14 protein-coding genes are annotated in these 26,478 nt (G+C 65.7%); 5 read left to right on the forward strand and 9 right to left on the reverse strand.

Features of this window, described 5'->3' with window-relative positions:
• Nucleotides 1–123 precede the first annotated feature (123 nt).
• Nucleotides 124–831 (forward strand): Crp/Fnr family transcriptional regulator, encoded by a 708-nt coding sequence (locus tag NWE53_RS21050; RefSeq protein WP_265051300.1) that lies wholly within the window; start codon nucleotides 124–126, stop codon nucleotides 829–831.
• Here NWE53_RS21050 and NWE53_RS21055 read toward each other — a convergent pair.
• The 3 genes from NWE53_RS21055 to NWE53_RS21065 all read right to left on the reverse strand — a co-directional run bounded on the left by NWE53_RS21055 (nucleotide 817) and on the right by NWE53_RS21065 (nucleotide 5,361).
• Nucleotides 817–1,482: a glycosyltransferase family 2 protein gene (locus tag NWE53_RS21055; protein ID WP_265051301.1), complete on the reverse strand. Its 666-nt coding sequence runs from the start codon at nucleotides 1,480–1,482 to the stop codon at nucleotides 817–819. The genes NWE53_RS21050 and NWE53_RS21055 overlap by 15 nt on opposite strands.
• A gap of 219 nt (nucleotides 1,483–1,701) precedes the next feature.
• Nucleotides 1,702–2,358 carry a class I SAM-dependent methyltransferase gene (locus NWE53_RS21060; RefSeq protein WP_265051302.1) on the reverse strand — a complete coding sequence of 219 codons (657 nt, stop codon included), beginning with the start codon at nucleotides 2,356–2,358 and terminating at the stop codon, nucleotides 1,702–1,704.
• A gap of 135 nt (nucleotides 2,359–2,493) precedes the next feature.
• Nucleotides 2,494–5,361, reverse strand: a complete 2,868-nt coding sequence (locus tag NWE53_RS21065) for a right-handed parallel beta-helix repeat-containing protein (protein ID WP_265051303.1) — start codon at nucleotides 5,359–5,361, stop codon at nucleotides 2,494–2,496.
• Between the two features lie 293 nt (nucleotides 5,362–5,654).
• Here NWE53_RS21065 and NWE53_RS21070 point away from each other — a divergent pair, with 293 nt between their 5' ends.
• Nucleotides 5,655–7,004, forward strand: a complete 1,350-nt coding sequence (locus NWE53_RS21070; RefSeq protein WP_265051304.1) for a lipopolysaccharide biosynthesis protein — start codon at nucleotides 5,655–5,657, stop codon at nucleotides 7,002–7,004.
• Nucleotides 7,001–7,759, forward strand: coding sequence for a 4'-phosphopantetheinyl transferase family protein (locus tag NWE53_RS21075; RefSeq protein ID WP_265051305.1), 759 nt, complete (start codon nucleotides 7,001–7,003; stop codon nucleotides 7,757–7,759). Before NWE53_RS21070 ends, NWE53_RS21075 begins: the two co-directional genes overlap by 4 nt.
• Here NWE53_RS21075 and NWE53_RS21080 read toward each other — a convergent pair.
• From NWE53_RS21080 to NWE53_RS21105, 6 genes are all read right to left on the reverse strand, one after another.
• Nucleotides 7,728–9,983, reverse strand: a complete 2,256-nt coding sequence (locus NWE53_RS21080; protein ID WP_265051306.1) for a condensation domain-containing protein — start codon at nucleotides 9,981–9,983, stop codon at nucleotides 7,728–7,730. The two genes, NWE53_RS21075 and NWE53_RS21080, sit on opposite strands and share 32 nt — an antisense overlap.
• Before the next feature lie 8 nt (nucleotides 9,984–9,991).
• On the reverse strand, nucleotides 9,992–17,983 hold the full coding sequence (locus NWE53_RS21085; RefSeq protein ID WP_265051307.1) for a hybrid non-ribosomal peptide synthetase/type I polyketide synthase: 7,992 nt from the start codon (nucleotides 17,981–17,983) through the stop codon (nucleotides 9,992–9,994).
• On the reverse strand, nucleotides 17,976–20,006 hold the full coding sequence (locus tag NWE53_RS21090; RefSeq protein ID WP_265051308.1) for an amino acid adenylation domain-containing protein: 2,031 nt from the start codon (nucleotides 20,004–20,006) through the stop codon (nucleotides 17,976–17,978). The genes NWE53_RS21085 and NWE53_RS21090 overlap by 8 nt, the downstream gene beginning before the upstream one ends.
• A gap of 323 nt (nucleotides 20,007–20,329) precedes the next feature.
• Nucleotides 20,330–21,109 (reverse strand): methyltransferase, TIGR04325 family, encoded by a 780-nt coding sequence (locus tag NWE53_RS21095; protein WP_265051309.1) that lies wholly within the window; start codon nucleotides 21,107–21,109, stop codon nucleotides 20,330–20,332.
• A gap of 474 nt (nucleotides 21,110–21,583) precedes the next feature.
• Complete coding sequence (locus NWE53_RS21100; RefSeq protein WP_265051310.1) at nucleotides 21,584–22,993, reverse strand: mannose-1-phosphate guanylyltransferase/mannose-6-phosphate isomerase; 1,410 nt, start codon at nucleotides 22,991–22,993, stop codon at nucleotides 21,584–21,586.
• Nucleotides 22,994–23,028: 35 nt separating this feature from the next.
• Nucleotides 23,029–24,264, reverse strand: a complete 1,236-nt coding sequence (locus tag NWE53_RS21105) for a polysaccharide biosynthesis/export family protein (RefSeq protein ID WP_265051311.1) — start codon at nucleotides 24,262–24,264, stop codon at nucleotides 23,029–23,031.
• A gap of 403 nt (nucleotides 24,265–24,667) precedes the next feature.
• On the opposite strand from NWE53_RS21105, the gene NWE53_RS21110 reads away from it, so the two are divergent.
• Nucleotides 24,668–25,651 carry a UDP-glucuronic acid decarboxylase family protein gene (locus NWE53_RS21110; RefSeq protein ID WP_265051312.1) on the forward strand — a complete coding sequence of 328 codons (984 nt, stop codon included), beginning with the start codon at nucleotides 24,668–24,670 and terminating at the stop codon, nucleotides 25,649–25,651.
• Complete coding sequence (locus NWE53_RS21115; protein ID WP_265051313.1) at nucleotides 25,651–26,442, forward strand: WecB/TagA/CpsF family glycosyltransferase; 792 nt, start codon at nucleotides 25,651–25,653, stop codon at nucleotides 26,440–26,442. Before NWE53_RS21110 ends, NWE53_RS21115 begins: the two co-directional genes overlap by 1 nt.
• The last annotated feature ends 36 nt before the right edge of the window (nucleotides 26,443–26,478 follow it).

Below are 26,478 nucleotides of genomic sequence, written 5' to 3' on the forward strand. Positions count from 1 at the left end.
TTTTCGATGGAAGGCGCGCCGTTGACGGAAACGTGATATCGAAATGTTGCGCGGCGGCGTAGGATTACTATTGCCGCAGTGTGGTATATTATTGCTCGTGATATGCCATTCAGGAAAATTCGTATGATTATTAAAAATAATAATAAATCTTACGGAAAATTATTAATCGATTTATCTTATGATGGCGGCGCCGAGCAGTATCCAGAGTCGGGTTCCGTGATCTATTCGCAAGGAGATCGTGCGGATTCGATTTATTTTATACATGACGGGGAGATCAGAATCTCAACGGTGTCAGCCCATGGAAAAGAGGCTGTCGTGGCGATCCTCAGGGCCGGCGATTTCTTTGGCGAAGGCTGTTTGGCAGGGCAGGAGGTGAGGATCGCGACTGCTGCCGCGTTGACGGACAGCAGTATCGTTAGGGTTGAAAGAGCCACGATAGTCCGTGTTTTGCAAGAAAATCGCGCCGCTGCAGGCGCCTTTACGTCCCACCTTCTTGCCCGCAACATCAGAATGGAAGCAGATCTGATAGATCAGCTCTTTAACTCAAGCGAAAGGCGGCTCGCCCGCCTCCTGTTGCTTCTTGCCAATTTCGGCAAGGAGGGAGCGCCTCAGCCGATCATTGGCGAGATCAGCCAGGAAACACTGGCGGAAATGATAGGCTCGACGCGCTCGCGTGTCGCTCGCTTCATGAACAAGTTCAAGCGACTGGGGTTCATTTCAGACAACGGTCGCATCGAGGTTCATAATTCGCTCCTGAGCGTGGTCCTGAGGGACAATCTCCATGACCTCGCGATTACGGACGAGGATGACGCGCCCTCACCGCAGGGTTGAGGTCGTGGGTTCGGTCCTGAAAACGGTCTGAGGCGCTGCGGAGGCAATCAGTTTTCGAAGCCGTCGCCAGACGAACGGCAGGAAACTTTGCTCGGAATGGTCGATGGGCGTGGGAAGGATCAGGCCGGGGTCGATCAGCATCTTCCCGCCGGTCATGCCCGCGAGGCGGCGGTTGAGGGTCAGGTGCTCGCAGATGCTCGGTCCGTCCCCGAGATAGCTTCCCAGCCGATAGACAGGCGCGCGATAGAGGCACAAGCCATTGAAGGTCGACGAGCACGCGATCTCGCGATCGACGGTGAGCGCCCGCTGGTGCGGATAGATTCGCGAACAAAAGAAGCGATAATAGCTGAAGATATTGCCCCGACTCTCCGCCAGATCGTCCAGCAGCGTATCGAATGATCTGCATTCGTCCTGAAATGCCAGGAGATCATAATAATGGGGTCGCGACGTCGCTGACACGCCGAAAACGCCCGGCCGATCGAGCTTGGATGCGGCTTTGAGCAGTGCTGCGACGGAAGGCGGCCGGGCGATGACGTTGTCGATGTCGAGAACGCAGACGACATCGGGCTTGAGGTTCGAGGCCTCGCATTCCGTCTTGATCCGCTCGCGGCCGAGAGCCATCCGCTTGAGCCGATCGGGCTCGTCCGCCATGAAAGGCGTCGGCACCAGCACGAGTTGCCCGTCTGCCTCGGCACGTTGAAGCAGTGCCCGCGTCCCGTCACGCGAGCCATTCTCGCCAACGAAGGCGGCTACGCTCAATCCCTCGGAGCGCAACGCTTCCAACAGATCGAGGAAGCGCGGGATCGTCTCGGCACAATTCCTGGCCAAGGCCAGGAAAACGAAATCGCACCTCATTGTGGCGTCCCGCTCTCAGGCATCCGGGCTCCTGATGGCGATCAGCGATTTGGAGAGGAAAAGGACGTTTTCCGTCAGAATCCGCGCATCCGGGAAGAGCTCGGTGATCTGAGCCCGGTCGAGCATCGAGGTGCCTTCCACGATCCGCATGGCGTGGTCGAGGGAGGTCGCCTTGGCGTAGAAGCCGCGAGCCTTCGTCGAGACCAGGCGCCGCTGCAGCGGCTGGGGCAGCCAGTGCATCAACGGCGCGTTGCTGTGCGGGTCGAGAGGGAACCAGAAGTTCGGTGTCTGGACGTAGTAGCACGGTGCAAGCCGCCTGATCTCGGCGGCGACGCGCTTCATGTCCTCCCAGCGGCCTACATGCTCGATCAACGAATTGGAGTGGACGAAGTCGAAGCTGAGATCGTCGAATTGCGCGACGTCGCGGGCATCCCCCTGGACGAAGCGAAATCGCCGGTCGGCGGGATCTTCGCGCGCTTCGATGTTCAGGATGCAGATCTCGACGCCCGAGGCCGGGATATCGTACTGCCAGTATTCCGCATCTCCTCCGAGATCGAGAATCCGGCACGACCCCCGCTCCCTGATCAACCCCTCGATGATGGGCAGGACATGGGTCTTGAACCGCTCCTCCCGGAAGTGCGAGCGACGGAACGATCGCGGTATCATGTTCATGGGGTTCGGACCTCGCGATGTCGGTTCTCGGCGCCGAATTCTACCCGCGTACGCGTGTTCGGGCCGCGTCTCCAAGGACTAGATGCTTCAAGCGTCCGGACTACGCCGTCAGGGGTAGGTTCGCGAGGCCCGAGGTTATTTCGGGCGAACGAGCTGGCCGTTCGCCTCCTGGCCGAGATTGCGGAATCTCTCATAGGAGATCGCGCCGTGCCCCCAGATGAAGGCGGGCGATGCAGCCGCCAGGCGCAGCACATAGGTGTTCCGGTCGAAACGGTTGCCGCCGGTTTCGATGATCCCGAAATTCGGATTCAATCTTGCGACGTCGCTGGCGCCGCCGGAGATACCAGCCCGCCCGTTGTAGATGACTTCGTTGTCATGGACGCTGTTGCCGGCGGTCCTGTAGAACGTCTTTCCGGCGCCCGCCGCGCGAGCAGGCCGATCGATCCGCTCGCGGCCCTGATCGACCAGCACGATGCCGGCGCTGCCTTCCGCCACGGTGACGGTGTTGCCGTAGACCTCGACGCCTTGTGAGGCGGCGATCTGGATGCCGGCTCCCCAGATCCAGGCGCTGCCCTGCTGGCCGCCCAGTCCCGTGCCGTTGAGGCCGACGATATTGTTGCGGATGATCGCGTCGAAGCTGATCTCGTAGAAGATGCCGGCATCGGCGTTGCGCTCGACCCGGTTGTCCTCGATCAGGATGTTACGGCAGTCGACATCGCACCAAAGGCCCGAGCCGAAATTGTCGTAGACATGGTTGCGGCGCAGCGTCAGGCGCTCCACCGCCCCCGCCTTGACGCCGCCGGCTTCCCAGGCGGCGTCGAAACCGAAGATGTTGTTCTCGTAGATCTCGTTGTCCTCGATCACGACATCGACGCCGTTGGGCGAGATTCCGAGCTGACCGTTATGGTGGACCTTGTTGCCGCGAACCACGCTTCTGTCGCCCGTCGCGATTCCCGATCCGCTGTTGAAGCGAGCCTCGTTGCCTTCGATCAGCCAGTCGGTTGCCCGCCGATCCTCGTCGCCGTAGATCGCGCCCTGCTGGGCCGGCGTCGCATATTTCTCCACGATTAGCCCTTTGACGGTGACGTTGCGCGCCCCGTCATTGCGGAAGGCGTAGGGCTGGCGCGTGCGTTCGAGCCTGCGGCCGCGGGGATCGTCTGCGAGATAGAAGCGGCTCATCAGAGCATCCTGGAACACTGCGCCGGGTCGCAGATCGGCGAGAGCGGAGACAGGCTCCAGCGGCTGATCATCGAGAAAGAAGCGCTCCGCATCGTTGCAGCGCGGGCGAGACTTCAGGCAGGTGCCGAACGGGCGGATGTCCAGTTTCACCGCTGATCCCATCCAGAAGCGCCCTTCCTGCCGCATATCGGTGATCAGCTCGGCCCCGCTCAGGGTCGCGCCGGGCTCGCCGATGAAGGTCTGCCCATCCTTCGGGGCGATGAGCTGTGCCCGGTGTGTCCCTGCGCCGATGCAGAATGTCGCTCCCGTCGGCGCCTTGGCGACGAGCGCCTGAATGGACGAGCCGACCGGAACCGGGATCGCCGCAGCTGGACATGTCGTGCTTTCGGCGGCTTCGGACGGGCGGCCGCCGCTCAGGCAAGCCGCCGCAAGCAGCGTGGCAGCGCCTGCGATGCGCGCGCCGTTGCGAAGCGCCGGACGGGGAGAGGCGGGGGCGTCTATCACATGCATGCCCCGATAGATCATCAGCGAGCCGAGGCCGATGCCGAAGATGGTCCAGAAGGGGATGCCGAGCATCGGCCCTTCGAGGGCGACGTCGAAGGAGGCATCGATGATGATCGCGGCCAGATAGCAGACGAGGAAGATGAAGTAGCGCGACCAGTCCCGGTCTCCGCGCAGCCAGGCGGCGCGCGCGATGCGCAGCAGCGCCACGATCCAGCTGGTGAAGGTCAGCACCCAAAGCGCCAGCCCCGGCACCCCGCCTCTGGCGAGATAGGTCATGTGGACGCTGTGGGGGCTGCGCAGTGTCGGGCCGCCACGCTCGAGGCCGACGACGAAGCCGTCCGCTTCCGCCAGATTCACGCCGAAGCCCTTGCCCGTCCAGAAATAGGACCCGTGGAGGGTATAGTTGCGGATGGCTTCCCACCAGCGCAGCCGCCATTGCTTGGTGCCGTCGAGATTGTTGGCGTCGCTTGGCATTGCGATGCTGGCGACGTTGTCGATCACCGCGCGGGCGCTGATCGGCCTTTCGCCCCTGGGCAGATCGATCTCGAGATCGGCCGCATACGCCGCGCACATGACGACGGCGATGAGACCGCCGATCGTGGCGAAGCGGCGCAACTGTCCCGTGAACACCATCGCGAAGACCAGTGGAATCATCAGGGCAAGCATTCCGCCGCGGCTTTGGCTGGCGATGAGCAGAGCCGCCGCGATGGAGACCACGAGCCAGGCACGCCTGACTTTGCAGAGCCCCAGGAGGACGAGCACGAGTGCGCCGCAGAGATGGGCGGCCAGCTCTCCCGACCGGACGGAGATGATTTCGACATCCTGCCCGGGAAGCTTTGGAATCGAGGTGCCGGCGAACCGCGCGACCAGATAGGCCACGATGGCGATTGGGATGATGATGCGCGCGTGAATCCTGAAATAGCCGACGATCTGGGCAAGTCTCGCCGGGCGTTCGACCAGCAATGCCGCCACGATGAAGGCAAAGCCGGCATAAAGCGCGACAGCTCCGTCACGCAACGCATCGACCTTGTAGGTGCCGATCCCCTGAAGAGTTCGCAGCAGAACCCAACCCATGAGCAGGGCGGCGCTGATAGCGGGGATTGTGGCGAGAAGCGAGGTTGCGCAGCCGGAAGCCAGGAATGCCAGGATGCCGAGAACAAACAGTATCTCGCCCATGAAGAGCGGCGGCACGCCGAGATAGGCGAAGCTCTTTCCAAAAAGGACATATCCGGCGAAGCCGAGGGCGAGGATCGGGAAATAGCGATCGGTCGCTCGCCGATCGGAAACACCGGCCGCCTGTATTGATGACGCCTCGGCCACGATCCGCTCCCGTCATGCGTCCGCGATCGCGGCCGCCACCAGGCCAGACTAGCGCGCGGGCGATTCGAAGCAGGATGGGCTTTGGGGGTAGCCACACCCTCGGCCTCGGCACCCGTCCACCTTGCGGGTAGTCCCTATGCGCAGCGCAACGGCCGCGGCGGTGACGGTAGACTTCCATCGTCAGGAACGATCGGGTTGCCGCTTGCAACCCGCGGCGGAGGCAAGATGAAACGTGATGAAGGAGCCCGCTCGGCAAGGGACCGGTATCCCTGCCGATGCCGGACAGTATGACGATGGTTCCTGATCTGGAGATGTCCGGCGGGCGGCCCCGAAGCGGTTTCAGGGCGCGCCTGCACCCGGCCATCGGCCCCGCGCTGTCCTTCGGCGACCAGGCGTTTTGCAGCGTCTGCAATTTTCTGACGACCGTCCTGCTGGCACGCGCGCTCGGTCTGGAAGCCTTCGGGCTCTACACGATGGTCTGGCTCGCGCTGTATCTCGCCATGAGCCTGCAACTCGGCCTGATCGTCAGCCCGATGATGAGCATCGGGTCGAAGGAGGATGGGGCGGAAGCGGCAGCCTATTATACCGTGGTCTTCGTCCATCAGGCCGCCTACGTCACCGTGGCGGCGATCGCGATATTCGCCATCCTGAAGTTCGCCACAGTCGCGACATCGCTCGATGGCGTGGCTCTGCCGGGCGCTGCCACCGGTGCTGCCTACCTGACGCAGGATTTTCTGCGCCGCTACCTGTTCGCGCGTCGCCGCCCGACAGCGGTCCTGTTGATCGACATCGTCAATCAGGCGCTCAAGCTCGGCGCGGTCGCCGTTCTCTGGCATATCGGTCTGATCAGCGTCGCCAATGCACTCTGGGCCGTCGCGATGGCGACCGCTGCCTCGGCGGTCTGTGGCCTGTTCCTATCGGGGCCATTTCTCTGGAAGCGAGACATCTTCTCCGACGTCACGCGCCGGCAGTGGCATTCGGCGCGCTGGCTCGTTCTCACCGGCTCCGTGCAATGGGCGCTCGCCTATAGCGGTCTGCTGGTGACCGCAGGCCTCTTCGGCCCCAAGATCCTCGGCGCTTTACGAGCGGCCCAGAGCCTCCTCGCCATCGTAAGTGTCGTGCGCGAAGCGCTTGAGAACGTCGTTCCGCCGCTCGCCGGCGAGGCCTACGCGACGGCGGGATTGCCAGGTCTCCGGCAGACGCTGGGGCGTGCCATCGGATTCGCCTTGCTGATCGGCACCTCGGCGACGCTCGGCCTCATGCTGTTCGGTCCATGGCTGCTCCATCAGCTCTATGGCGGCGAGATCCTCGAATTCGGCTGGGTTATCGCTTGGTATTCGCTCATCTTCCCGATGACGCTGGTGAATGTGGTTCTGGGCTGCGCGTTCCGGGCACTCGAACGTACGCAACCGCTTTTCCTGGCCACCCTCGCGGCAGCCTGCTTCAACTTGCTCGCGGTCTATCCGGCGGCGCTGATCTTCGGCGTGGCGGGGCTGATCACGGTCGGGCTCGTGTCGGAGCTGGTCATCCTGATCGTCCTGTCGATCCTTGTCGCGCGAACGGCTGGCCTCTTCACCAGTCGCCGGCCGCGAGAGCCTGGCCGCGCCGTGGATGGCGAGACGGCAACGGTCCCTTCCCTATGATCCCGCTGTCTCCGTGGCAGGTGCATCTCTGGTGCTGCCGCACCGACCTCGGCGAGATGGAGGCGGCAGAACGGCGCCTGGTCCTGTCCGGCCAGGAGTGCGCCCGCGCCGATCGCTTCCGTGTTGCGGATGCAGGCATCGCCTTTGTTGCCGCGCGAAGCTGGCTTCGACGTGTGCTGGCCGCCTATACGCTTGTCCCGCCATCGTGCCTGCGCTTCGAAGAGACATCGTTCGGCAAGCCGTTTCTCGCCGACGCGGGCAACCGCGCGCCCATCGCGTTCAATCTCAGCCATTCCGGTGAGCTGGCTATCGTCGCGGTGACGGCCGGACCGGCCGTTGGTGTCGATATCGAGCGCATCCGCCCCGTGCCGCCCGACGTCGCCGCGGGATGCCTGACGCCCGGCGAAGCCGCGGCGCTGGCGGCGCTGGCGCCCGAGCTTCGGGAAGAAGCCTTCATTCGTTGCTGGACGCGCAAGGAAGCCTATCTGAAGGCGATCGGCGCGGGGCTGAATACGCCGCCATCGAGCTTCGCGGTGTCACTTGATCCATCCGAGGCAAGGCTTCTGCATGTCGAAACGGACCTCGGGGAGGCCATGCACTGGCAACTCGCCGACCTGCGGCCGGCGCCGGGCTATTGCGGCGCGTTGGCTGCGCGCCGGCATGGCTGGTCCGCGATCTGGATGGCCCGCCCGGAGCCCGCGCCAGTGGACGGGGGCACCCACGCTATGATGGGACTGGCTGCACTGCATCCATGATGCGTAGCGCCATCGACTGCGAGCCTTCTTCCGAGAAAGCGCCTTCGTGGCCCTCCCCGCGAATGGCGAAGCAGGGGCTGTTGGCCGCGATATGGCTCGCCCAGCCGAGCGTGGGATCGGGCGGCCAGCCTTCTGGGATCGCCTCGCTGCGGAAGAGCAGAACGCGGCCCCGATAATCCGGCAGGACATAGTGCTGGACCAATGTCTCCAGCTCGTCGGTCGTCCGCCAGAAGTCGGCCTCATCGGCCACTTCCTCGGCCGCCCTCCAGAAGAACAGGCGTTTTGCCTGCCGGACGGCGGCGGTCGATTGCAGCCAGAACGACATGCGCGTCGCGAAGTTGCGCGGACCGCCACGCCAGAGCCGACGGGCGAAGCGGCCGGCGCGCCTCAGCCTGAAGCGCGCACGCGCGATATAGGGTTGGCGAAGGAAGTAGCCCGGCGCCCAGCAGTCGATCAGCACGAGCAGATCGACTTCGTGCCCCGCGGCTACGAGCTGCCTCGCCACCTCGAATGCGATCACGCCCGACCGGCAGAAGCCGGCAAGCCGGTATCGGCCGTCGGCCTTGGTCGCGATGATCGCGTTGCAATAGGCGGCTGCCAGCTGCTCGATCGAGGCCGGCGCGGCTCCGTCGAGGGTCGGCTCCGTGAGCTGCAAGGCGACGAAGGGCTGATCGGCCCCGAGCTCGCGAGAAAGCGGGCGGTAGAGGCGCAGATTGTGGGCGGTATGGTTCAGCGCGAACAATGTCGGCTGCGTGCCGGCTTTCTGCAGCCATGTCCGGCGCAGCGCCGAAATGTCGATGGCTGGTGTTGGGAGCGGAACTGCTGCCACGGGCGCCGGCGACGACGCCAGCCGGGCAGCTGGCAACGCAGATGACAAAGGCGCGGCGGGGTCGGCAAGCGCCGCCTCGGCAATGCTCTCGTACTGGGCCACGAGCGCCTTCGCCGTCGCTTCGTCATAGAGGTCGCGGTGATATTCGCAGGTCAGGCGCCAACCCTCCTCCCGCTTCACCAGGATGAAATTGAGATCGTAGAGCGCGCCCGGCAGGGGGGAGGGAATCCCGGACACCTGAAAGCTGTCATTGGCGAGCTCGCCGATGAAGGCGCGCTGGACGATGAAGTTGATCGAAACCGGCGGCCTGCTGGCATCCCCGCTGCCCGGCAGCAAGGGGACGACCTTGTCGAACGGCCATTCGTGGTGATCGACCGCATCCTCGAAGGTGTCGCGCGCCGCCCGGCAGAGGTCGATGAAGGATAGACCGTCCGTGACCTGTGTTCGCAACACCAGCGTGTTGACGAAGGGCCCGACGATCGATTCCAGTTCGACATCGTCGCGAGCCGCCATTTGCGTGCCAAGCCCGATGTCGGAGCTTCCCGTGCGCTCATGCAATAGCGCCAGGAGCACGGCATAGGCGGCCGAGAAGAAAGTGGTGCCTTCGCTGCGCGCCAGCTCGGTGAGCTTCGTCGTCAACGGACGCGGCAGCAGCCGCGAGAGCGAGGCGCCATTCGCGCTGCGAACGGCGGAGCGCGGACGATCCGGCGGCACCACGACGTCGGGCAGGTCGGCGAGCTGCTTTCGCCAATAGGCTTCTTCCCGTGCGAATTCACCGCCGGCGAGGCCCTCCCGGCTTGCTTCGGCGAAGTCGCAATACTGGAGCGCGAGATCGCGGAGGGCTGGTTTGCGTCCCCGGCCAAGCGCTTGGTATGCGGCCACGAAGTCCTTGGCGATGATGCCCATCGACCAGCCGTCGCTGACGATATGGTGTGTGACGACGAGGATCACGGCCTCAGCCCGGCTCTGCCGCAACAGTGTCGCCCGCAACAGGGGGGCCTCGTCCAGGGTGAAGCTGGTTCGTGCCTCGATCTGTGCGATGCGGTCGGTCTCCCTGGCCCGGTCAGTCTCCGTCAGCCCCGAAAGGTCGATCTCCGGCAGCTTGAACGGGACATGCTCCGCAATGGCCTGAACAGGGCGGCCATCCTCCACCCTTATCGAGGTTCGAAGACTCTCGTGCCTGTCCAGGATGGCCTGAAACGCGTCCTGCGCGAGGGCTGCCTCCAGATGTCCGCGGATACGCCATTTGACGACGATGTTGAGCGCCGGCGTACCCGGATCGAGCCGGTCCAGCCGCCAGTATCGCTCCTGCGCCGAAGAACACCTGGCCGTCATCACGATGCGGTCGGGAATGTGAATCTGGACTTCTGGCTCGCGGGTGAAATGGTTTGGCATGGCCTCGCTCACCCCTGCTCACGCTGCGATACGGGATTTGGCACATCTGCCTGCGCCGTCTCCCGCGGGCGGCGCCAGGCCCGCTTCCAGAGGGTTGGAGTGGCGGCTACCGGCTCGCTGACGTCATCGACGGGCAGCGCGGCAGCGACGCTGGCAATCGTGCGGTTGCGGAAGAAATCGCGGGCGGAAACCTTCAGCCCTTCGCGGCGTGCGCGCCCCGTGATCTGGAAGATGCTGAGGGAGTCGGCCCCCAGATCGAAGAGATCGTCATCCACGCCGATATCGTCGCGCCGCAGCACTTCGCTCCAGATGCGGATTAGCGTTTCCTCGACCGAGGTGCGCGGTGCGGTCCTGTCCGCCCTCGGCACCACGATCCCGGCTTCCGGAGCCGGCAGCGCGGCACGATCGAGCTTTCCGCTCGGTGTCAGCGGCAGGGCTGGCAGGGCGACCCAGGATGTCGGCACCATATAGTCCGGCAATTCCTGCGCCATGATGGTTCGCAGCTCGGCCGGGGCCCGTTTTTCGGCGGTGGTGATGTAATAGCAGACCAGCCGTGGCTCGTTCGGAACGTCCTCGCGGAGGATCACGGCCGAGACGATGCCGGTCTTGCGAGCGAGGACCGCCTCGATCTCGCCGGGCTCGATGCGGAAACCGCGCAGCTTCACCTGATGATCCAGGCGCCCGAGATGCTGGATGCGGCCGTCGGGAAGATATTTGGCGCGGTCGCCGGTGCGATAGGCCCGCGCGCTTGTGGCGGCATCAATGGGGTTGGGGATGAAGCTCCGGGCCGTGAGCTTCGGATTGCCGGCATAGCCGCGCGCGAGCCCGGCGCCCCCGATCAGCAATTCACCGGGGATGCCGACGCCGACCGGTTCGTCATTCGCGTCGACGATATAGAACTGCGTGTTGGCGATCGGCAGGCCGATCGTGACGACTTCGTCCGCCGGCTCGATGCGGACGACCGAGGACCAGATCGTCGTTTCGGTCGGTCCGTACATGTTCCAGAGTTCGCCGCCGCCTTCGAGCAGCTTGCGGGCGAGGTCGAGCGGCAGGGCCTCACCGCCGCACAGCATGCGCAAGCCCGGCCACGAGCGGAAACCGGCTTCCAGCAATAGCCGCCATGTCATCGGCGTCGCCTGCAGCACGGTTGCCTGGCTCTGTACCAACCGTGCCAGCAGCTCCGTCCCGTCCCGCGCCTCGTCGGCAGTGGCGATGGCGACGCGACCGCCACGGATCAGCGGCAGCAGCAGTTCCAGCGCCGCGATGTCGAAGGTGACGGTGGTGACGGCAAGGATGGTGTCGCCTTCGCCGAAGCCCGGTTCCCGTGCCATCGCGAAAAGCAGGTTCGACAGCGCGCCATGCGTGATCTCGACGCCTTTCGGTGCACCGGTCGAGCCGGAGGTGTAGATCACGTAGGCGAGATGATCGGATGCGGTCGGCGCCGTCCGGATGCCCATGAGCTTGGGATCGGTCTGGTGAACGTCGATGATCGCGACGCCTTCGTCAGGCTCGACGACGGCAGATTCTCCCGGGTTTGCCGTCAGGAGAGCCACGGCCTCCGAGTCCCGCAGGATCCTCTGGATCCGGGCTTTGGGCATGCCCGGATCGAGCGGCACATAGGGGAAGCCGGCCTTCAGCGCGCCGAGCATCGCGGCGACGAGCGCGGGCGAGCGTTCGATCAGCAAACCGACGCGGCTTTCGGGCGTGTCGATCCGGGCCGTAAGCTCGGCGGCGATGCGGTCGGACCAGGCGTTGAGCGCGGCATAGGACAGCTGCTCGTCGCCGCACGACACCGCAATCGCATCGGGACGCTGCCGGGCCTGCAGCTCGAAGGCCCCGATCGTGCCCTCTTCGATCTTGAAGGCGATCTGCGTGTCGTTGAGTTCGGAGACCAGGCGCTGGCGCTCGCCACCCTCGATCAGAGGCATCGCCGCGATAGCCATATCGGGATTGGCGACGATGGCGGCCAGCAATGTGCGGTAGTGCCCGAGCCAGCGATCGATCGTCGCCGCATCGAAGAGATCGGCACCGTAGCAGCAGTCGATCCGCAGGCCGTCATTGGACTCGACGACGTTGAAATAGACATCGAAGGTCGAGAAGGATTTCGGGTTCGGCTGCGCACTGGTTCGCACGCCGGGGCCGAAGTCGAGACTATCGGCCAGGCGCTCGAGATTGAACTGGACCTCGACGAGCGGCAAGCGGCCGTGAACGGGCGGCACGCGGAGTCGCTTGAGCAGGGCACCCAGCGTGCAGCTCTGATGGTCGTAGGCGTCCAGAATGACGCGGCCGACCTTGTCGAGATGGGCGGAGAAGGGCTCAGCCGGGTCGATCCCGCTGCGGATCGGCAGGAAGTTGACGCAGTGCCCGACCGGAGCGGCGCCCTCCAGCAGCGACTGTCCTGCGGCGGGGACGCCGACGACGAGGTCGCGCTGGTCGGAGAGCCTCAGCATCAGAACCTGGAAGGCGGCAAGGAGCGTGGCGAAGAGGGTCCTGCGACGCTGGGCGCCCGCCGCCTTCACATTGCGGTAGAGCTCGGCGTCGATGAAGGCCGTGCGCGTGCCGCCACTGAAGCTGCGCATCGCCTGCCGGGGATGGTCGGTCGGCAGTTCGAGCGGGGCCGGGATGTTCTCGAACACCTTGGCCCAGTAAATTGCTGATTCCTCCGCGCGCGCATCCTTCCGGATCAATTTCGCATAGTCTGCGAAGGGCATGGCGGGCTGCAGCGCGGCGAAATCCGAGCGATAGACCGCAGCGATCTCGTCCAGCAGGAGGTTGGTCGACCAGCCATCGCAGACGATATGATGCGCCGACAGGACCAGGACGTGCTTCCGCTCGCCCAGCCTGACGATCTCGGCTTCCGCCGCGGGGCCTTCCACGAGATCGTAGGGCCGGCCCGCCCGTGCCTCGATCCGGGCGCGCAAGGCGCTCTCGGGGTCGCTTTCGTTGGCGAGATCGACGATCGCGACGGGCAGCGCATCCGAGGGTGCGATCCGCATCGTCTCGCCATCGGCGGAGAAGCGCGCATGCAGGATCGCATGCCGGGCCGCGACCTGCCTTACGGCCAATGCGAGGCGGTCCACATCGATATCGCCCTCGAGCGTCAGGCTGACGGATTCGTTGAAGGCGGCGCTGGCCTCCGGCCCCGTCTGGTCCGACAGCCAGATTTCCGCCTGAGCCTCGGTCAGAGGAAGCTCGACTGCGATCGGGATACGCGCGATCTCCGCAGGCAGGCTTGCTTTCGGCAGGTGCATTTCGGCCCCGCCGCCGGGCAGCATCCCGTCCTGCCGCATCAGCCGGAGGCTGTCGCGGAACGCCTGGACGATCGCGGCGACCTCGGCATCCCCGTGCTGCGTGGTCAGGAAGCAGGGATAATGCTCCTGGATGAAGATGCCGCGCGCCCGCAGATGGTAGTGCAGTAGGCTGCCGAGCCGGTGGTCGCGGCCCGGCTCGAAATACATCACGCTGCCATAGCTTTCGATCGGCACATCCCAGCCCGCCTCGGCGAAGGCGCGCTTCAGCTCCTCGACAAGGTGCTGCATGCGGCTCGTCAGCCCCTCGGCCAGCGCCGCGCCCTGTTCCTTGACGTGCCTCAGCACCGCGACCGTCGCCGCCAGCACGAGCGGATGCCTGACGAAGGTTCCCGCGAAGAAGGTGACGCCGACTTCCGGCACGCTGTCGTCGCCGAAGCGCCAGGCTCCGCCGTCGAGCGCATCCATGAAGCGGGGCGTGCCGGCCAGCAGGCCGACGGGCAGGCCACCGCCCACGACCTTGCCGTAAGTGGCGAGATCCGGCCGGATGCCGAGCAGCGCCTGGACGCCGGCCGGATGCACGCGGAAGCCGGTCACCACCTCGTCGAAGACCAAAGCCGTTCCCGACTGTTCGGTGATAGCGCGCAGTTCCTTGAGGAAGGCGGCCGGGAGGTATCCGGGCTTGCGGCTCTGGACGGGCTCGACCAGGACGGCAGCCAGCTCATGCGCGTGCTCGCGCAGCCAGGCCAGGCTCTCATCCGTGCCGTAATCCAGCACGGTCATGCGGCCAACGGCTTCCGCCGGGATGCCAGGCGCGGCTGGCAGGGAGCGGCGCTGCTCGCCGGCACCGACGCCCCGCACCAGCACCTCGTCGAACTGGCCGTGATAGGCGCCGGAGAAGGCGACGACGCGGTCGCGGCCGGTGACGGTGCGGGCGACCCGCATCGCCGCCATCACGGCTTCCGAGCCGGTATTGCAGAAGGCGACGCGCGCATGGTTGGTCAGCTCGCAGAAGAGCCGGGCGGCCTCATGCGCCAGTGGCGATTGCGGGCCGATGGCGAAGCCTTCTGCGAGCTGTGCCTGGACGGCCTCGACGACGAAATCGGGAGCATGCCCGAAAGCCGTCTGGCCGTAACCGTTGACGAGGTCGATGTAACTGTTGCCGTCGATATCCCAGATATGGGCGCCCTTCGCCCGCGCCGAGACGATCGGATAGACCATCTCCTTCCAGTCCGCCGCGAAGCCGGAGACGGTGCGTGGATCGGCCAGGACCGCACGGTGCTCGTCCGCGAGCCGCTTCGAGCCCGCCGTCCTGCCGACATAGAGCGCGGTCAACCGGTCGATATGGGCGCGCTGCGCTTCGCTGAGCGTTTCTCCGCCGGCGCGGATCAGCGCCTTGAATCGCGAGGGGGATGCAGCAGCGGGCGCTTCCCTGGCAGCGGCGGGAGGAGCAGCCTGCGGTGGCTGGACCTGTGGGGCCGGCTGTGCCGGCTGGCTCGGCGGGGCCGATGTCTCGATGGCGGGCGCTGTCGGCTGGCCGGTCATGGCCTGCAGCTGGCGTTCCATCAGGCGCGACATCGTGTCGAGCTGCTCGCGCATCAGTGCGTCGAGCCCCGCGCCGCTCGGCCGTTCCGAAGCGATGGCGGGGGTGAGTGGGGCAGCGACGGGTTGCGTCACGACCGGCGCGACAGCCACTTGCGCCGCGGGCGCTGGCGTGACCGGAGCAGGCTTCGCGACCTCCGGGCGGATTTCAGCGATATGGCGCGTCACGTCGTCGACGCTCGGCAGATCGTCGAGAAGCTGCCGGAAACGGATCTGCACGCCGAACGTCGTCTGCAGGCTCTGGGCGGCCTGGGTCAGCAGCAGGGAATCGAAGCCGAGTTCGAGGAAGCTCGCGCCGGTCTCCTCCGCGCCGAAGGCACGTCCCGACAGGTTCTCGAAGACCGCGGCGACCCGGGTGCCGAGTTCCGAGCGGCCCAGGGGAATGTCGGCATCGGCTTGGCGGTACATGGCCGGATCCTGATCGGGTTGGCTTGAGAGCGGGATTGAAACAGCGGCGGCCGGCAGCGCGGCCGGCACGACCGAAGCGTCTCCTGTCGAGGCAGCCGGGGGCTCGACCCAATGTCGGCTGCGCTCGAAGGGATAGGTCGGCAGGGAAACCCGCCTTCGGCCGCCCTCGGTGTGATAGGCGGTCCAATCCGGCGCGGCGCCGACACTCCAGAGGCGCCCGACGGCTGCGGCCAGCATCTCCTCGGCATCGCCCTGCGGCGACGGCAGGCAGGATACGGCGACACGCCCGGCACCTGCCCCTTGCAGTGCGAAGGTCGACAGCGCGGATCCGGGGCCGACCTCGAGCATCGTGGGCGACAGGTTGCGCACCAGCGTGGCAATGCCGTCGGCGAAGCGCACGGGCTCGCGGGCATGCCTCGCCCAGTAGATCGGGTCGGTCGCCTGCTCCGTGGTGACCCAATCGCCGGTGACGCCGGAGACATAGGGCAATTCGGGCGGGTTGAGGCGGATCGCCGCGACAGCCTCGGTGAAAGGTTCGATCAGCGGGTCGAGCATGCCGGAATGGAAGGCGTGCGACGTCTGCAGCCGGCGATGCGTCACGTCACGCTGCGAGAATTCCGCTTCCAGCGCTTCGATCGCCTCGAACGGGCCGGCGAGCACAGCCATGCCCGGCGCATTGACGGCGGCGACCGAGACGCCCTCCCGCGCCAGCGCCGCGACCTCGGCATCCGGCAGGCGCACGGCCAGCATCGCACCGCCCGGCAGATCCTGCATCATGCGCCCACGTGTGGCGACGAGCGACAGCGCATCCTCAAGCGAGAAGACGCCGGCGATGCAGGCGGCCGCGAACTCGCCGACGCTGTGGCCGATCATGGCGGCGGGACCCAGGCCCCAGCTCATCAGCAGCTGGGACAGGGCATACTCGACCGTGAAGATCGCGGGCTGAGCCATGACGGTCGCCGCGAGGCGCTCCGCATGGGCGCCGCCATTGCTGGGATAGAGCAGGCTGCGCAGATCGAGATCGAGCCGAGGCTTCAGGATCTCGCAGCAGAGATCGACCGTTTGCCGGAAGATCGGCTCCCCCGCATAGAGCTCGCGCCCCATCTGCGGATATTGTGCGCCCTGTCCCGGGAACATGAAGACCAGATCGCCCGTGCCGGACACCGCGGCGGCACGCGCCGTATTCTGCTTGCGCAGCGCTTCCGCGGCCCCGCCATGGCTGCTTGCCGCCACCGCGATGCGATGGGCGAAGTGCCGCCGCCCGCTCTGCAAGGTGAAGGCGATGTCGGCGAGGTTCTGCTCGGGATGCGCCTCGATATGATCAGCCAGCCGATCCCGTGCCGTTGCGAGCGCAGCCGTGCTCCGGGCCGAGACGGTCAAGATCTGGTTGCGGCGGGCGGAAGCACGCTCCTCGATCTCCGGGGCTTGCTCCAGCACGAGATGGACATTGGTGCCGCCGAAACCGAAGGCGCTGACGCCGGCGCGCCGTGTTCCTTCACTGACGGGCCATTCCTGCCGGCGGTCGGCGATGAAGAAGGGGCTGTTCGGCAGATCGAGTGCGGGATTGGGCTCGCTGACATGGAGACTTGCCGGCACCGTTCCGGAGGAGATCGAGAGTGCCGCCTTGATCAGCCCGGTCACGCCGGCAGCCGCGTCGAGATGGCCGACATTGGATTTGACGGAGCCGAGCGCGCAGAAGCCGCGATCCTCGGTCGTCAGGCGGAAGGCGGCAGTGAGCCCTGCGACCTCGATGGGATCGCCCATCGGTGTGCCCGTACCGTGGCATTCGACATAGCCGATGGAGCGCGCGTCGATATCGGCCGCCGCATGGGCCATGGCGATCGCCGCCGCCTGGCCGTCGACGCTCGGCGCCGTGAAGCCGACCTTGGCCGAGCCGTCATTGTTGACGCCGACGCCGCGGATGACGGCGTAGATGTGGTCGGCGTCAGCGACTGCATCCTCCAGCCGCTTCAGCAGCACCATGCCGGCGCCGCTGCCGAAGACGGTGCCGTTGGCGCCGCTGTCGAAGGCACGGCAATGGCCGTCCGTCGACATGATGCCGCCGTCCTGAGCGAGGTAGCCGCGCCGCTGCGGGAAGGTGATCGAAGCGCCGCCCGCCAGCGCCATGTCGCAGCCATGGCTCAGGAGATTCTGCACCGCCTGCGCGACCGCCAGCAGCGAGGTGGAGCAGGCGGATTGCACGGCGACGCAGGGGCCGGTGAGGCCGAGCTTGTAGCCGATGCGGGTTGCCGTGAAATCGGAGGCCGAGCCGACCAGCATCGGTAGATTGCCGACCTGGAAGCCGGAAGTGTACTCGGCAATGGCCGTGCGGTCCTGAAACAGATTGTGCAGCAGATAGGTGCTGGAGGTCGCCCCGGCGAAGACGCCGATGCACTGGCCCGGAGATGCGGGATCGTGGCCGGCGTCTTCCAGCGCCTCCCAGGCGCATTCCAGGAGCAGGCGCTGCTGCGGATCGGTGACGGCCGCCTCGCGCGGCAGCATGCCGAAGAAGGGAGCGTCGAACAGTTCGGGGCCTTCGAGAACGGACCGGACCGGGACATAGTTCGGCAGCGCCCGTGTCGCGGCATCGAAGCTGTCTTCCAGCTCCGCCGGATCGAAGCGGGTGATGGATTCGACGCCATCCAGCAGGTTCTGCCAGAAGGCCGGAACATCCGCCGCTCCGGGGAAGCGTCCGGCCATGCCGATGATCGCGACGGCGTTGCTGGGAAGGCGGTCACTCATCGCGGCTACCTACGGGTGTGGCTTGCGAAGAGGGGGGCACTCCCCGTGAGCGCATCCCGCGCTCGCGGGCGGCGGCGAGGCTCCCGAGCACGCCGGAGGCCGCGGGCGTCAGATGCCCGCCCAGCGCGCGCAGATTCGGCCGGCGATAGAGATCGATCAGCCCGAGCCCCGCCAGATCGCGAACGAGGCGGCGATGAATCTCGACCAGCAGCAGCGAGTTGCCGCCGAGGTCGAAGAAATTGTCGTCGATGCCGAGATGATCGATCTGGAGGACGTCCGCGACGACCTCGGCAAGCCGGCGTTCGAGCGCGTTGCGTGGCGCGCAGTAGGGGGCGACGCTGTCGGGTCGTGAACGGTTGGGCGGCGGCAATGCCGCGCGGTCGAGCTTGCCGTTCACCGTCAGCGGCAGATGCGGCACGAAGACGAAGGTCCCCGGCACCATGTGATCCGGCAGGGCCTGGGCGAGATGGGCTTTCAGGGCGGATGGCGAGGGGCGTTCGCCACCATTCGCGACGAGGTAGCCGACGAGGCGATCATGCCCGTCATCGGAACGGAGCAGGGCGGCAGCCTGCCCGATCGCAGGATGCGACAGCAGAGCGGCCTCGATCTCGCCGAGCTCGACGCGGAAGCCCCTGATCTTGACCTGCTGGTCGGCACGGCCGAGATGCTCGTACTCGCCGTCCTCGTTCAGCCGGGCGAGATCGCCGGATCGGTACAGCCTTTCGCCTGGCTTGTGCGGATGCGGCACGAAGCGGCTGGCGGTCAGGTCGGGCCGGTTGAGATAGCCGCGGGCCAGTCCCGCTCCCGCAACGAAGATCTCGCCGACCTCGCCGGCTGGAACCGGCTGCATCGTCTCGCCGTCGAGCAGCAGGATGTCGAGATCGGGAATCGGGTGGCCGATCGGGCTCGCTCGCAGCTCGGTATCCGCGGGCGACATCGGGCGATAGGTGACGTGAACGGTGGTCTCGGTGATCCCGTACATGTTGACGAGATGCGCATGCTCGCCCCGGCGCCTGTACCAGCCGGCCAGCCGCCGCGGATCAAGCGCTTCGCCGCCGAAAATGACGAGCCGCAGCGCCAGCCGGTCCCGACCCGAAACGTCGTGGTCGGCACGATCGAGCGCGGCGAAGGCGGAGGGCGTCTGGTTGAGGACCGTGACTCCGTCATCCGCCAGCAGGCGCAGGAAGGCGACGGGATCGCGTGCCGTAGCTTCCGGCACGATCACGAGCCGCCCGCCATGGAGCAAAGCCCCCCAGATCTCCCAGACCGAGAAGTCGAAGGACACCGAATGGAACAGCGTCCAGACATCGGTCGGTCGGAAACCGAACCAGTGCTGCGTCGCGCTGAAGAGCCGCGTGACGGCGCCGTGTTCGATGGCGACCCCCTTGGGGCGCCCGGTCGAGCCGGAGGTGTAGATCACATAGGCGAGGTCGCTGGCCTCAGCCTTGCGCGCGGGCAGTGCCCGATCCGTCGCCTCGGCATCGCCCTGATCGTGCGGATCGAGCCGCCGCCGGCCCGATGGCAGCCAATCGGCGCAATTCGATGCCGCAACGACGAGCATGGCGTTCGCATCCTCGACCATGAAGGCCAGGCGCTCGCCAGGGTAGGCCGGATCGAGCGGCAAATAGGCGGCGCCGCTCTTGAGGATGGCGAGCATCGCGACGATCAGATCGAGCGAGCGCGGCAGGCAGAGACCCACGATCGCGCCCGGTCCCGCCCCCATGGCGGCCAGCCGGTGGGCGAGCCGATCGGCGCGGCTGTCGAGCTCGGCATAGGTCAGGCTGGTCGACCCGAGGGACAGAGCGACATGACGCGGCTGTGCGGCGACCCTCGCGGCGAACAGGGTGACGAGGGTTGCGTCCCCGAGAGGGCTTGTGACGCCGGCGCTGCTGGCGGGCGATGGCGAGTCCTGTGGGGCGACAGGCCGGCTAGCCGTATCGTTGCGCTCGGCTCCGACGGGCGTTGGCAGGCCGCCACGTCCAGAGGGGCGGCGGGAGGATTTCCTGACGAACATCTTGCTCATGCAGGAAGGCTATGCGTACAGCCCGCGCGACAAAATGGGAGCAGGTGGAGTAACGCCATCTCCCCAAGGATACGGGGCTCAGGCGCGAACGGTTAGCGCGCGACACCCGTAGAATCGGCAGGAATTCCGCAAGCGGGTATTGGGATCGCGCGCGCTTGCTCATTAGGCGGATGCGCACGCTAGGGTTGACGGGCTCGGAGATCGAAGCTTCCGGCGGTTTGGCGCATGCGGCGTCGTCCCGGCCATGTCCGGCGCGGCTGATTGTCCATGATTTGGGCTGTTGCCCACCAAGGGGCGATTCCGACGCAGCTCGGAAGGATGCCCTATTGGCGCACCCACGCCTCGCCGACGACGCTGACGGATCTTGTGCCGTGGCGGCTGGGGACCACGAAATTCCGATCCGGAATGTCCCAGCGCGCCTGCAATGCGTAGCCGAGTGAGCTTCGGGCTTCCGCGAGCTCATCCTCTCCGAAAACGCGATACGGCATCCGTCCTCGACCAAAGGATTCGAGGGTGAAGAAGCCCCCGGATCGGGAGAGTGCGAGCTTGTTGAGGATGATCGTTCGGGGCGCCCGCGCGCACTGCGCCACGATCTGCTTCAGGGAGAGCTCGACATATTGCAGCGAGCCGGAGCAGAGCAGCAGGTCGCACGGCGCCGTTTCGTCGATCGTCTCGTGAAAACTGAGAGCGGATGCCCAGCCGGGCCTTTGACCGACCCCTTCGCGGCACACCGCCGGCACATCGACCACCTGCCACCGAAAGCCTTCCGGATAGGTCAGGTAGTTCGCATAGGCATAGTATTTGACGCCTACATGCCCGCCGAAATCCGTCATCGTCGCAAGTGCGCCGTCCTTGATCAGCCGCTCCATGAAGAACATCACGGGCCAGTCGAATGCCTGGACCTCCTTGAACTTCTCGAGATTGATCTGGACGATCTCGTCATCGTCGTACTCCGCGCGCGGCCGCCCGGTCAGGAACGCGACTGCGGCGGCCCTCGTCTCGAAGCATCCCCAATGCCGGCCGTAGCCGATGCGAAACAGATCGTTCAGCAGGTCCGACCGCCGCGCCTGTTTCAGTACCGGGATGGACCAGATGCTCCCCACGGCCGTTCCTCCGCTTCACTGCTAAAGTCGTCCGATCAGGCTCGCGGCCGGCTCTGCAAAAAGAATCGCCAGGGCAAGCAGAAGCAGAGCCAGGGTCGCCCGCAGGCGGGTCGGCGGCGGTGCGAGGGTATGCGTTTGTCCGGGCGAATGGGTTGTCGGCTGCTCCTCCCGGCTTGCGGTCGGAGCGAGCCGTAGCGGCGCCTGCTTGGCAGAGGCGCCGAAGGCTGCGGTCATCAATTCGATGCCGCCTTTGTCGCCAGCGAGCCAATGCTTGGCGAAGGTCGGGTGGCGGACCGCAGGCAGAGTCGAGGAAGAAGTGCGGCTGCCGCGTTCTTGCTGGGCGGGTCTCGCGGACGTGATCAAAAGTGCCTCCGTTTCACTATGCCGAGCCGTATGTTTCTGCCGCCGGACGGCGGGAAAGATGCGATCTGCCCTTCGTTTCGCTGGATATGCCGGCCCCGTTGGGCAAGGCATTCAAACCCCTCTGCGGCTATCGTCCATGCGAATGGCGTCGTCTTCGCCGAGATAGCTGCCATTCTGGATGCCGATGAGTTCGAGCGGCTCTGCACCGACATTCTCCAGCTGATGCGCGGTTTCGAGCGGGATGAAGATGTGCTCGTTCGCGCCGAAATGGCTGACCGTGTCTTCGATGGTCACGGTGGCCGTGCCTCGGACGACAACCCAGTGTTCGGAGCGGAAGCGGTGCTTCTGCAAGAGCAACCGCCCCTGGGGAGCGACGATGAAGCGCTTGACCTGGAAGCCCTCGCCGGCATCGACGATCTGGTAGGAGCCCCATGCGCAATAGACGCTGGCATGCGTCTCGGCCTGGCTGCAGCCCTTGCGGCGCAGCAACTCGACCACCTGCTTGACCTCGGCCGCACGACCGCGATCGGCGACGAGCACGGCATCGCGGCTGGCGATCACGATGAGATCCTCGACGCCGAGCACGGAAGTCATCGGACCATCCGTCGAGACGAAGCAGTTATGGACGTCGAACAGCTCGACATTGCCACGACGGGCGTTGCCGGAGCCGTCGTGATCGCTGAGGGCCCACAATGCATCCCAGTTGCCGACATCCGACCAGCCGCATGATGTCGCGACGACTGCCGCTCTCTCGGTGCGTTCCATGACGGCAAAATCGATGGAGCGCTTCCCGGCTTTGACGAAATCGGCCAGGGCCAGGGCGAGGGCGCCATTCTCCTCCGTCCCGTTCGCAACGGCGTTCTCGACCGCTCTCACGGTTTCCGGCTCGAAGGATCGGTATTCCTCGATGAGGGTGCTGGCGCCGAACAGGAAGTTGCCGGAATTCCAGAGCCAGCCATTCAGCAGGTATTCGGCGGCACGGCGCCCATCGGGCTTTTCGGCGAAGCGTTCGACATGCCGGGCTTCCCCTTCGAGCATCACCCCCGGCTCGATCCAGCCATATTCCGTGCAGGCATGGCTCGCCACGACCCCGAATGTGACGAGGCGCCGTGCTCGTGCAGCGGGAATGCCGTTGGCAACGGCGCGCCGAAACGCCGCCGGGTTTTCGACGACATGGTCCGAGGCGACGACGAGCACGGGCGTGTCGGGTCCCTCCCTGGCCGCGATCATGCAGCCGGCGAGGATGGCCGGGCCGGAGTCCCGCCGCTCGGGTTCGAGCACGATATCGGCCGACGCGTTGATTTCGGCGAGTTGCCTCTCCGCCAGAACGCGGTGGTCGCGATTGGTCAGGATGATCGGCCGATCGAACAGCTTGTTCCGGAGCCGCAGAACCGTGTCCTGAAATGTCGAGCGCTCGCCGAGCAGCATGGCGAATTGCTTCGGCAGGGAATTCCGGGAGGTCGGCCACAGCGTTGTCCCGGCGCCACCACACATGATGATCGGGCGTATCTTGGAATGCATGGGAAGGTCCTCTCGCGGCGTACGCCGCGTGGTGGTCATTCCTGACTGACGAGACCCGTGAGCGGGCGCATGCTTGCCTTGGCTTCGCCGGAGGCACGGTCTTCGGGCGAGCCCGCCTTGGGCGTGATCTGCACGATGTCGCCGGGTTGCAGCGAGGTTCCGAACGTCGCGGCAATCGTCACCGGTACCAGGCCGCCCTGTCTGGTGATCCGGATGTCCCAATCGCCGGTGGTTCCGCTCCCGCCATTCGCGGCCAGCCTGCGCCGGCGGCTTTCGGCGATCTCCCGCGCGACCGGCACGCTGCGCCCCACTTCCAGGATCTTCAGGCGCGTCTCCTGAAGCTCGAGCACGACGCGGCGCATGAAGGCCGTATCGATGTCTTCCAGCCGCAGCGTCACTTCGCCCAATGCGGTGTCGTTCTTGGCAAGTTCGGCTTTGATGCGGGCGAGCTCGCTGCGCGTGCGGGCGTATTCCCGCTCGCGCTCGACCTGGACGTTGCGCAACCCGTGGCCGGTCGCGGCGAGCTTGTCGTATTCGGTTGATTGTTCGCGAGTGAGTTCGATCTGCCTTCGCGCCAGTTCGGCCTGCTCCGTCAGGGCGGTCTTCTCGGATTGGAGACGAGCCACCTGTTGCCGCAGCAGCTCGCGCCCGCCTTCATGTGCACGTCGTTGGAAGTCCAGGATTTCCTGCTCTCCCGCAGTGATCTGGGCGCTGCCTGTTTCGGCGCCCGGCGAAGGCGGAGCGAGCTGCTTTGTGCCGTCGCGTTCCGCTTCGAGCCGCAGACGCCTTGCCGTCAGGCTCTGGAGCGACGTCTCGAGCAGCCGCTCGCGCTCATCGGCGAGCAGGAGCTCCGATTTGAGGACGGAGATCGATTCGTCTCCCACCCGGTAGCCCCCGGCGAGCGCCACGGCTCCGAGGACGTTGAGCCCGTGCCGGAATGGGTAGCTGCCGGGCGAGCGGACCTCGCCCATGATGTAGACCGGCTTCAGCTCGGCCACTCGCAGACTGACGACGGCATCGCGGAGATAGCCGTCCATGAGGGCAGTGCGGATCCGCATCTCCGCATCCGGCACCGACAACCCCGCGATCCTGATACGTCCGGCCAAGGGCATGTTCACGGCGCCCGCCCCGTCGAGCACGAAATCCCCGGAGAGGTCCGACTGGCCGAAGACCGAGACCGTGACCTTGTCGCCGATGGAAAGCGTTTCGACCGCTTCCCGTTCCGCCGCCATGGCCGCGATCGGCAGCAGCAGCGCCACGAGAAGCGGCAACAGGCGGCGCCGGAAGTGGCATTGCCACGACCATTCGGCACGGGCCGGTTTTTCGGAAGCGGGACGCAGTTCCCGGTGACCAGATGAAGGGGACAAGGCAGTTCCACACGGTCCTGCCCGGACGGACCTCGGGATTGAGCGCCGGGCAGGAGGCAGGATGTCAGCACTATGTCCGCTTTCCGCGTCGCCATTCAGGTCAAGGCGGGTCTCGGCAGGATTAATCCGAATGTGCACTGCAGCATCCGCGATTGCGGCAGAGCGTCATGTCGGCCTGCCGGGGAAGTAGCCCTTCCTCGCCCGCGCCAGGAAGAAGGCCCCCCAAAGCGCCCTTTGAGAACGGCGGCCTTGCGGCAAAGCTGCAGGCCTCTTCTTGCGCATGATTGCGACCCGTTGGAGTTTCCACATGCAGAAACGCATTCTCGTCACAGGTGGCGCCGGCTTCCTGGGTTGCCATCTCTGCGAGCGACTGGTCGCTCAAGGCCACCAGGTGCTGTCGGTCGACAACTACTATACGGGGCGCCGCGAAAACCTGAGCGGGCTTCTCGGTCAGCCGCTGTTCGAGGCGGTGAGGCACGACGTCACCTTCCCGCTCTATCTGGAGGTCGACGAGATCTACAATCTCGCCTGCCCGGCCTCGCCTGTGCACTACCAGCGCGACCCGGTGCAGACGACGAAGACGAGCGTACTCGGCGCGATCAACATGCTCGGCATGGCCAAGCGGCTGGGCATCCCGATCCTGCAGGCCTCGACCAGCGAGATCTACGGCGATCCCGACGTCCACCCGCAGGTCGAGGATTATCGCGGGCTCGTCAGCATCAGCGGGCCCCGCGCCTGCTACGACGAGGGCAAGCGCTGCGCGGAAACGCTGTTCTACGACTACAACCGGCGCCATGGCGTGGCCATTCGCGTCGCCCGCATCTTCAACACCTATGGCCCCCGCATGAATGCGGAAGACGGCCGTGTCGTCTCCAACTTCATCGTCCAGGCGCTGAAGAACGAGCCCATCACACTTTATGGAGACGGGCAGCAGACGCGGGCCTTCTGTTTCGTCGACGATCTGGTCGATGGCCTGATGCGCCTGATGAACGTGACGAAGCCGCTGGATAGCGCCGTCAATCTCGGCAATCCCGTCGAGACCACCATGGCGGAGATCGCGAACCTGATCGTCTCGATGACGGGCTCGCGTTCCGAGATCGTGTTCAGGCCCCTGCCGCAGGACGATCCGAGGCAGCGCTGCCCCGACATCAGCAAGGCGCAGGAGCTGCTGCACTGGACACCCAAGGTTCCGCTGCAGGAGGGCCTGCGGCGCACGATCGCCTATTTCGAGGACTGGCTGTCGCGGTCGCGCGATCCGGTGCGGCGGATGGAAATCGCGAGGGCCGGCTGATGACGTCGGAGCCCTCCCTTCCTCACGCGCGCATCATGGGCGTCAACGTCAGCGCCATCAACATGGCGGATGCCCTGCGCACGGTAGAGGACTGGATCGGCCGGAAGGCGCAGCATTTCATCTGCATCACCGGTGTCCACGGCGTGATCGAGAGCCAGTCCGACCCAGCGCTCATGGCGATCCATGAGCGTGCAGGCCTGGTCACCCCGGATGGGATGCCGCTGGTCTGGATGGCCCGCAAGCTCGGATATCGCGATACCGAGAGAGTCTACGGCCCCGATCTCATGCTGGCGCTCTCGGCACTCTCTGCCGAGAAGGGCTATCGCCAGTATTATTTCGGTGGCGCTCCAGGCCTCGCGGACCGTCTTCGCGACTGTCTCACCAAGCGTTTTCCAGGCCTCGCCGTGGCGGGCACCCTCTCGCCGCCGTTTCGAGCCGTCGCACCCGACGAAGACGATGAGATGGTGCGCATGATCAACGAAGCCAAGCCGGACATCGTCTGGGTCGGGCTCAGTACGCCGAAGCAGGAATACTGGATGGCCGGACATGTCGGGCGCATCGATGCGCCCGTCATGATCGGCGTCGGCGCTGCTTTCGATTTCCTGGCCGGCACGAAGCGCCAGGCGCCGCACTGGATGCAGCGAAACGGGCTCGAATGGCTGTTCCGGCTGATGTCGGAGCCGCGGCGCCTCTGGCGTCGTTACGGCAAGATCGTGCCCCAGTTCATGATCGGCGCCAGCTTGCAACTGCTCCGTGAGAAGAATGCTCCGGCAGCTACTCCTAAAAGCTAGCCGATCTCAATAGAGGTATAATTCAGTTTTACCACT

The sequence above is a fragment of the Bosea sp. NBC_00550 genome (assembly GCF_026020075.1).
Lineage (GTDB): Bacteria > Pseudomonadota > Alphaproteobacteria > Rhizobiales > Beijerinckiaceae > Allobosea.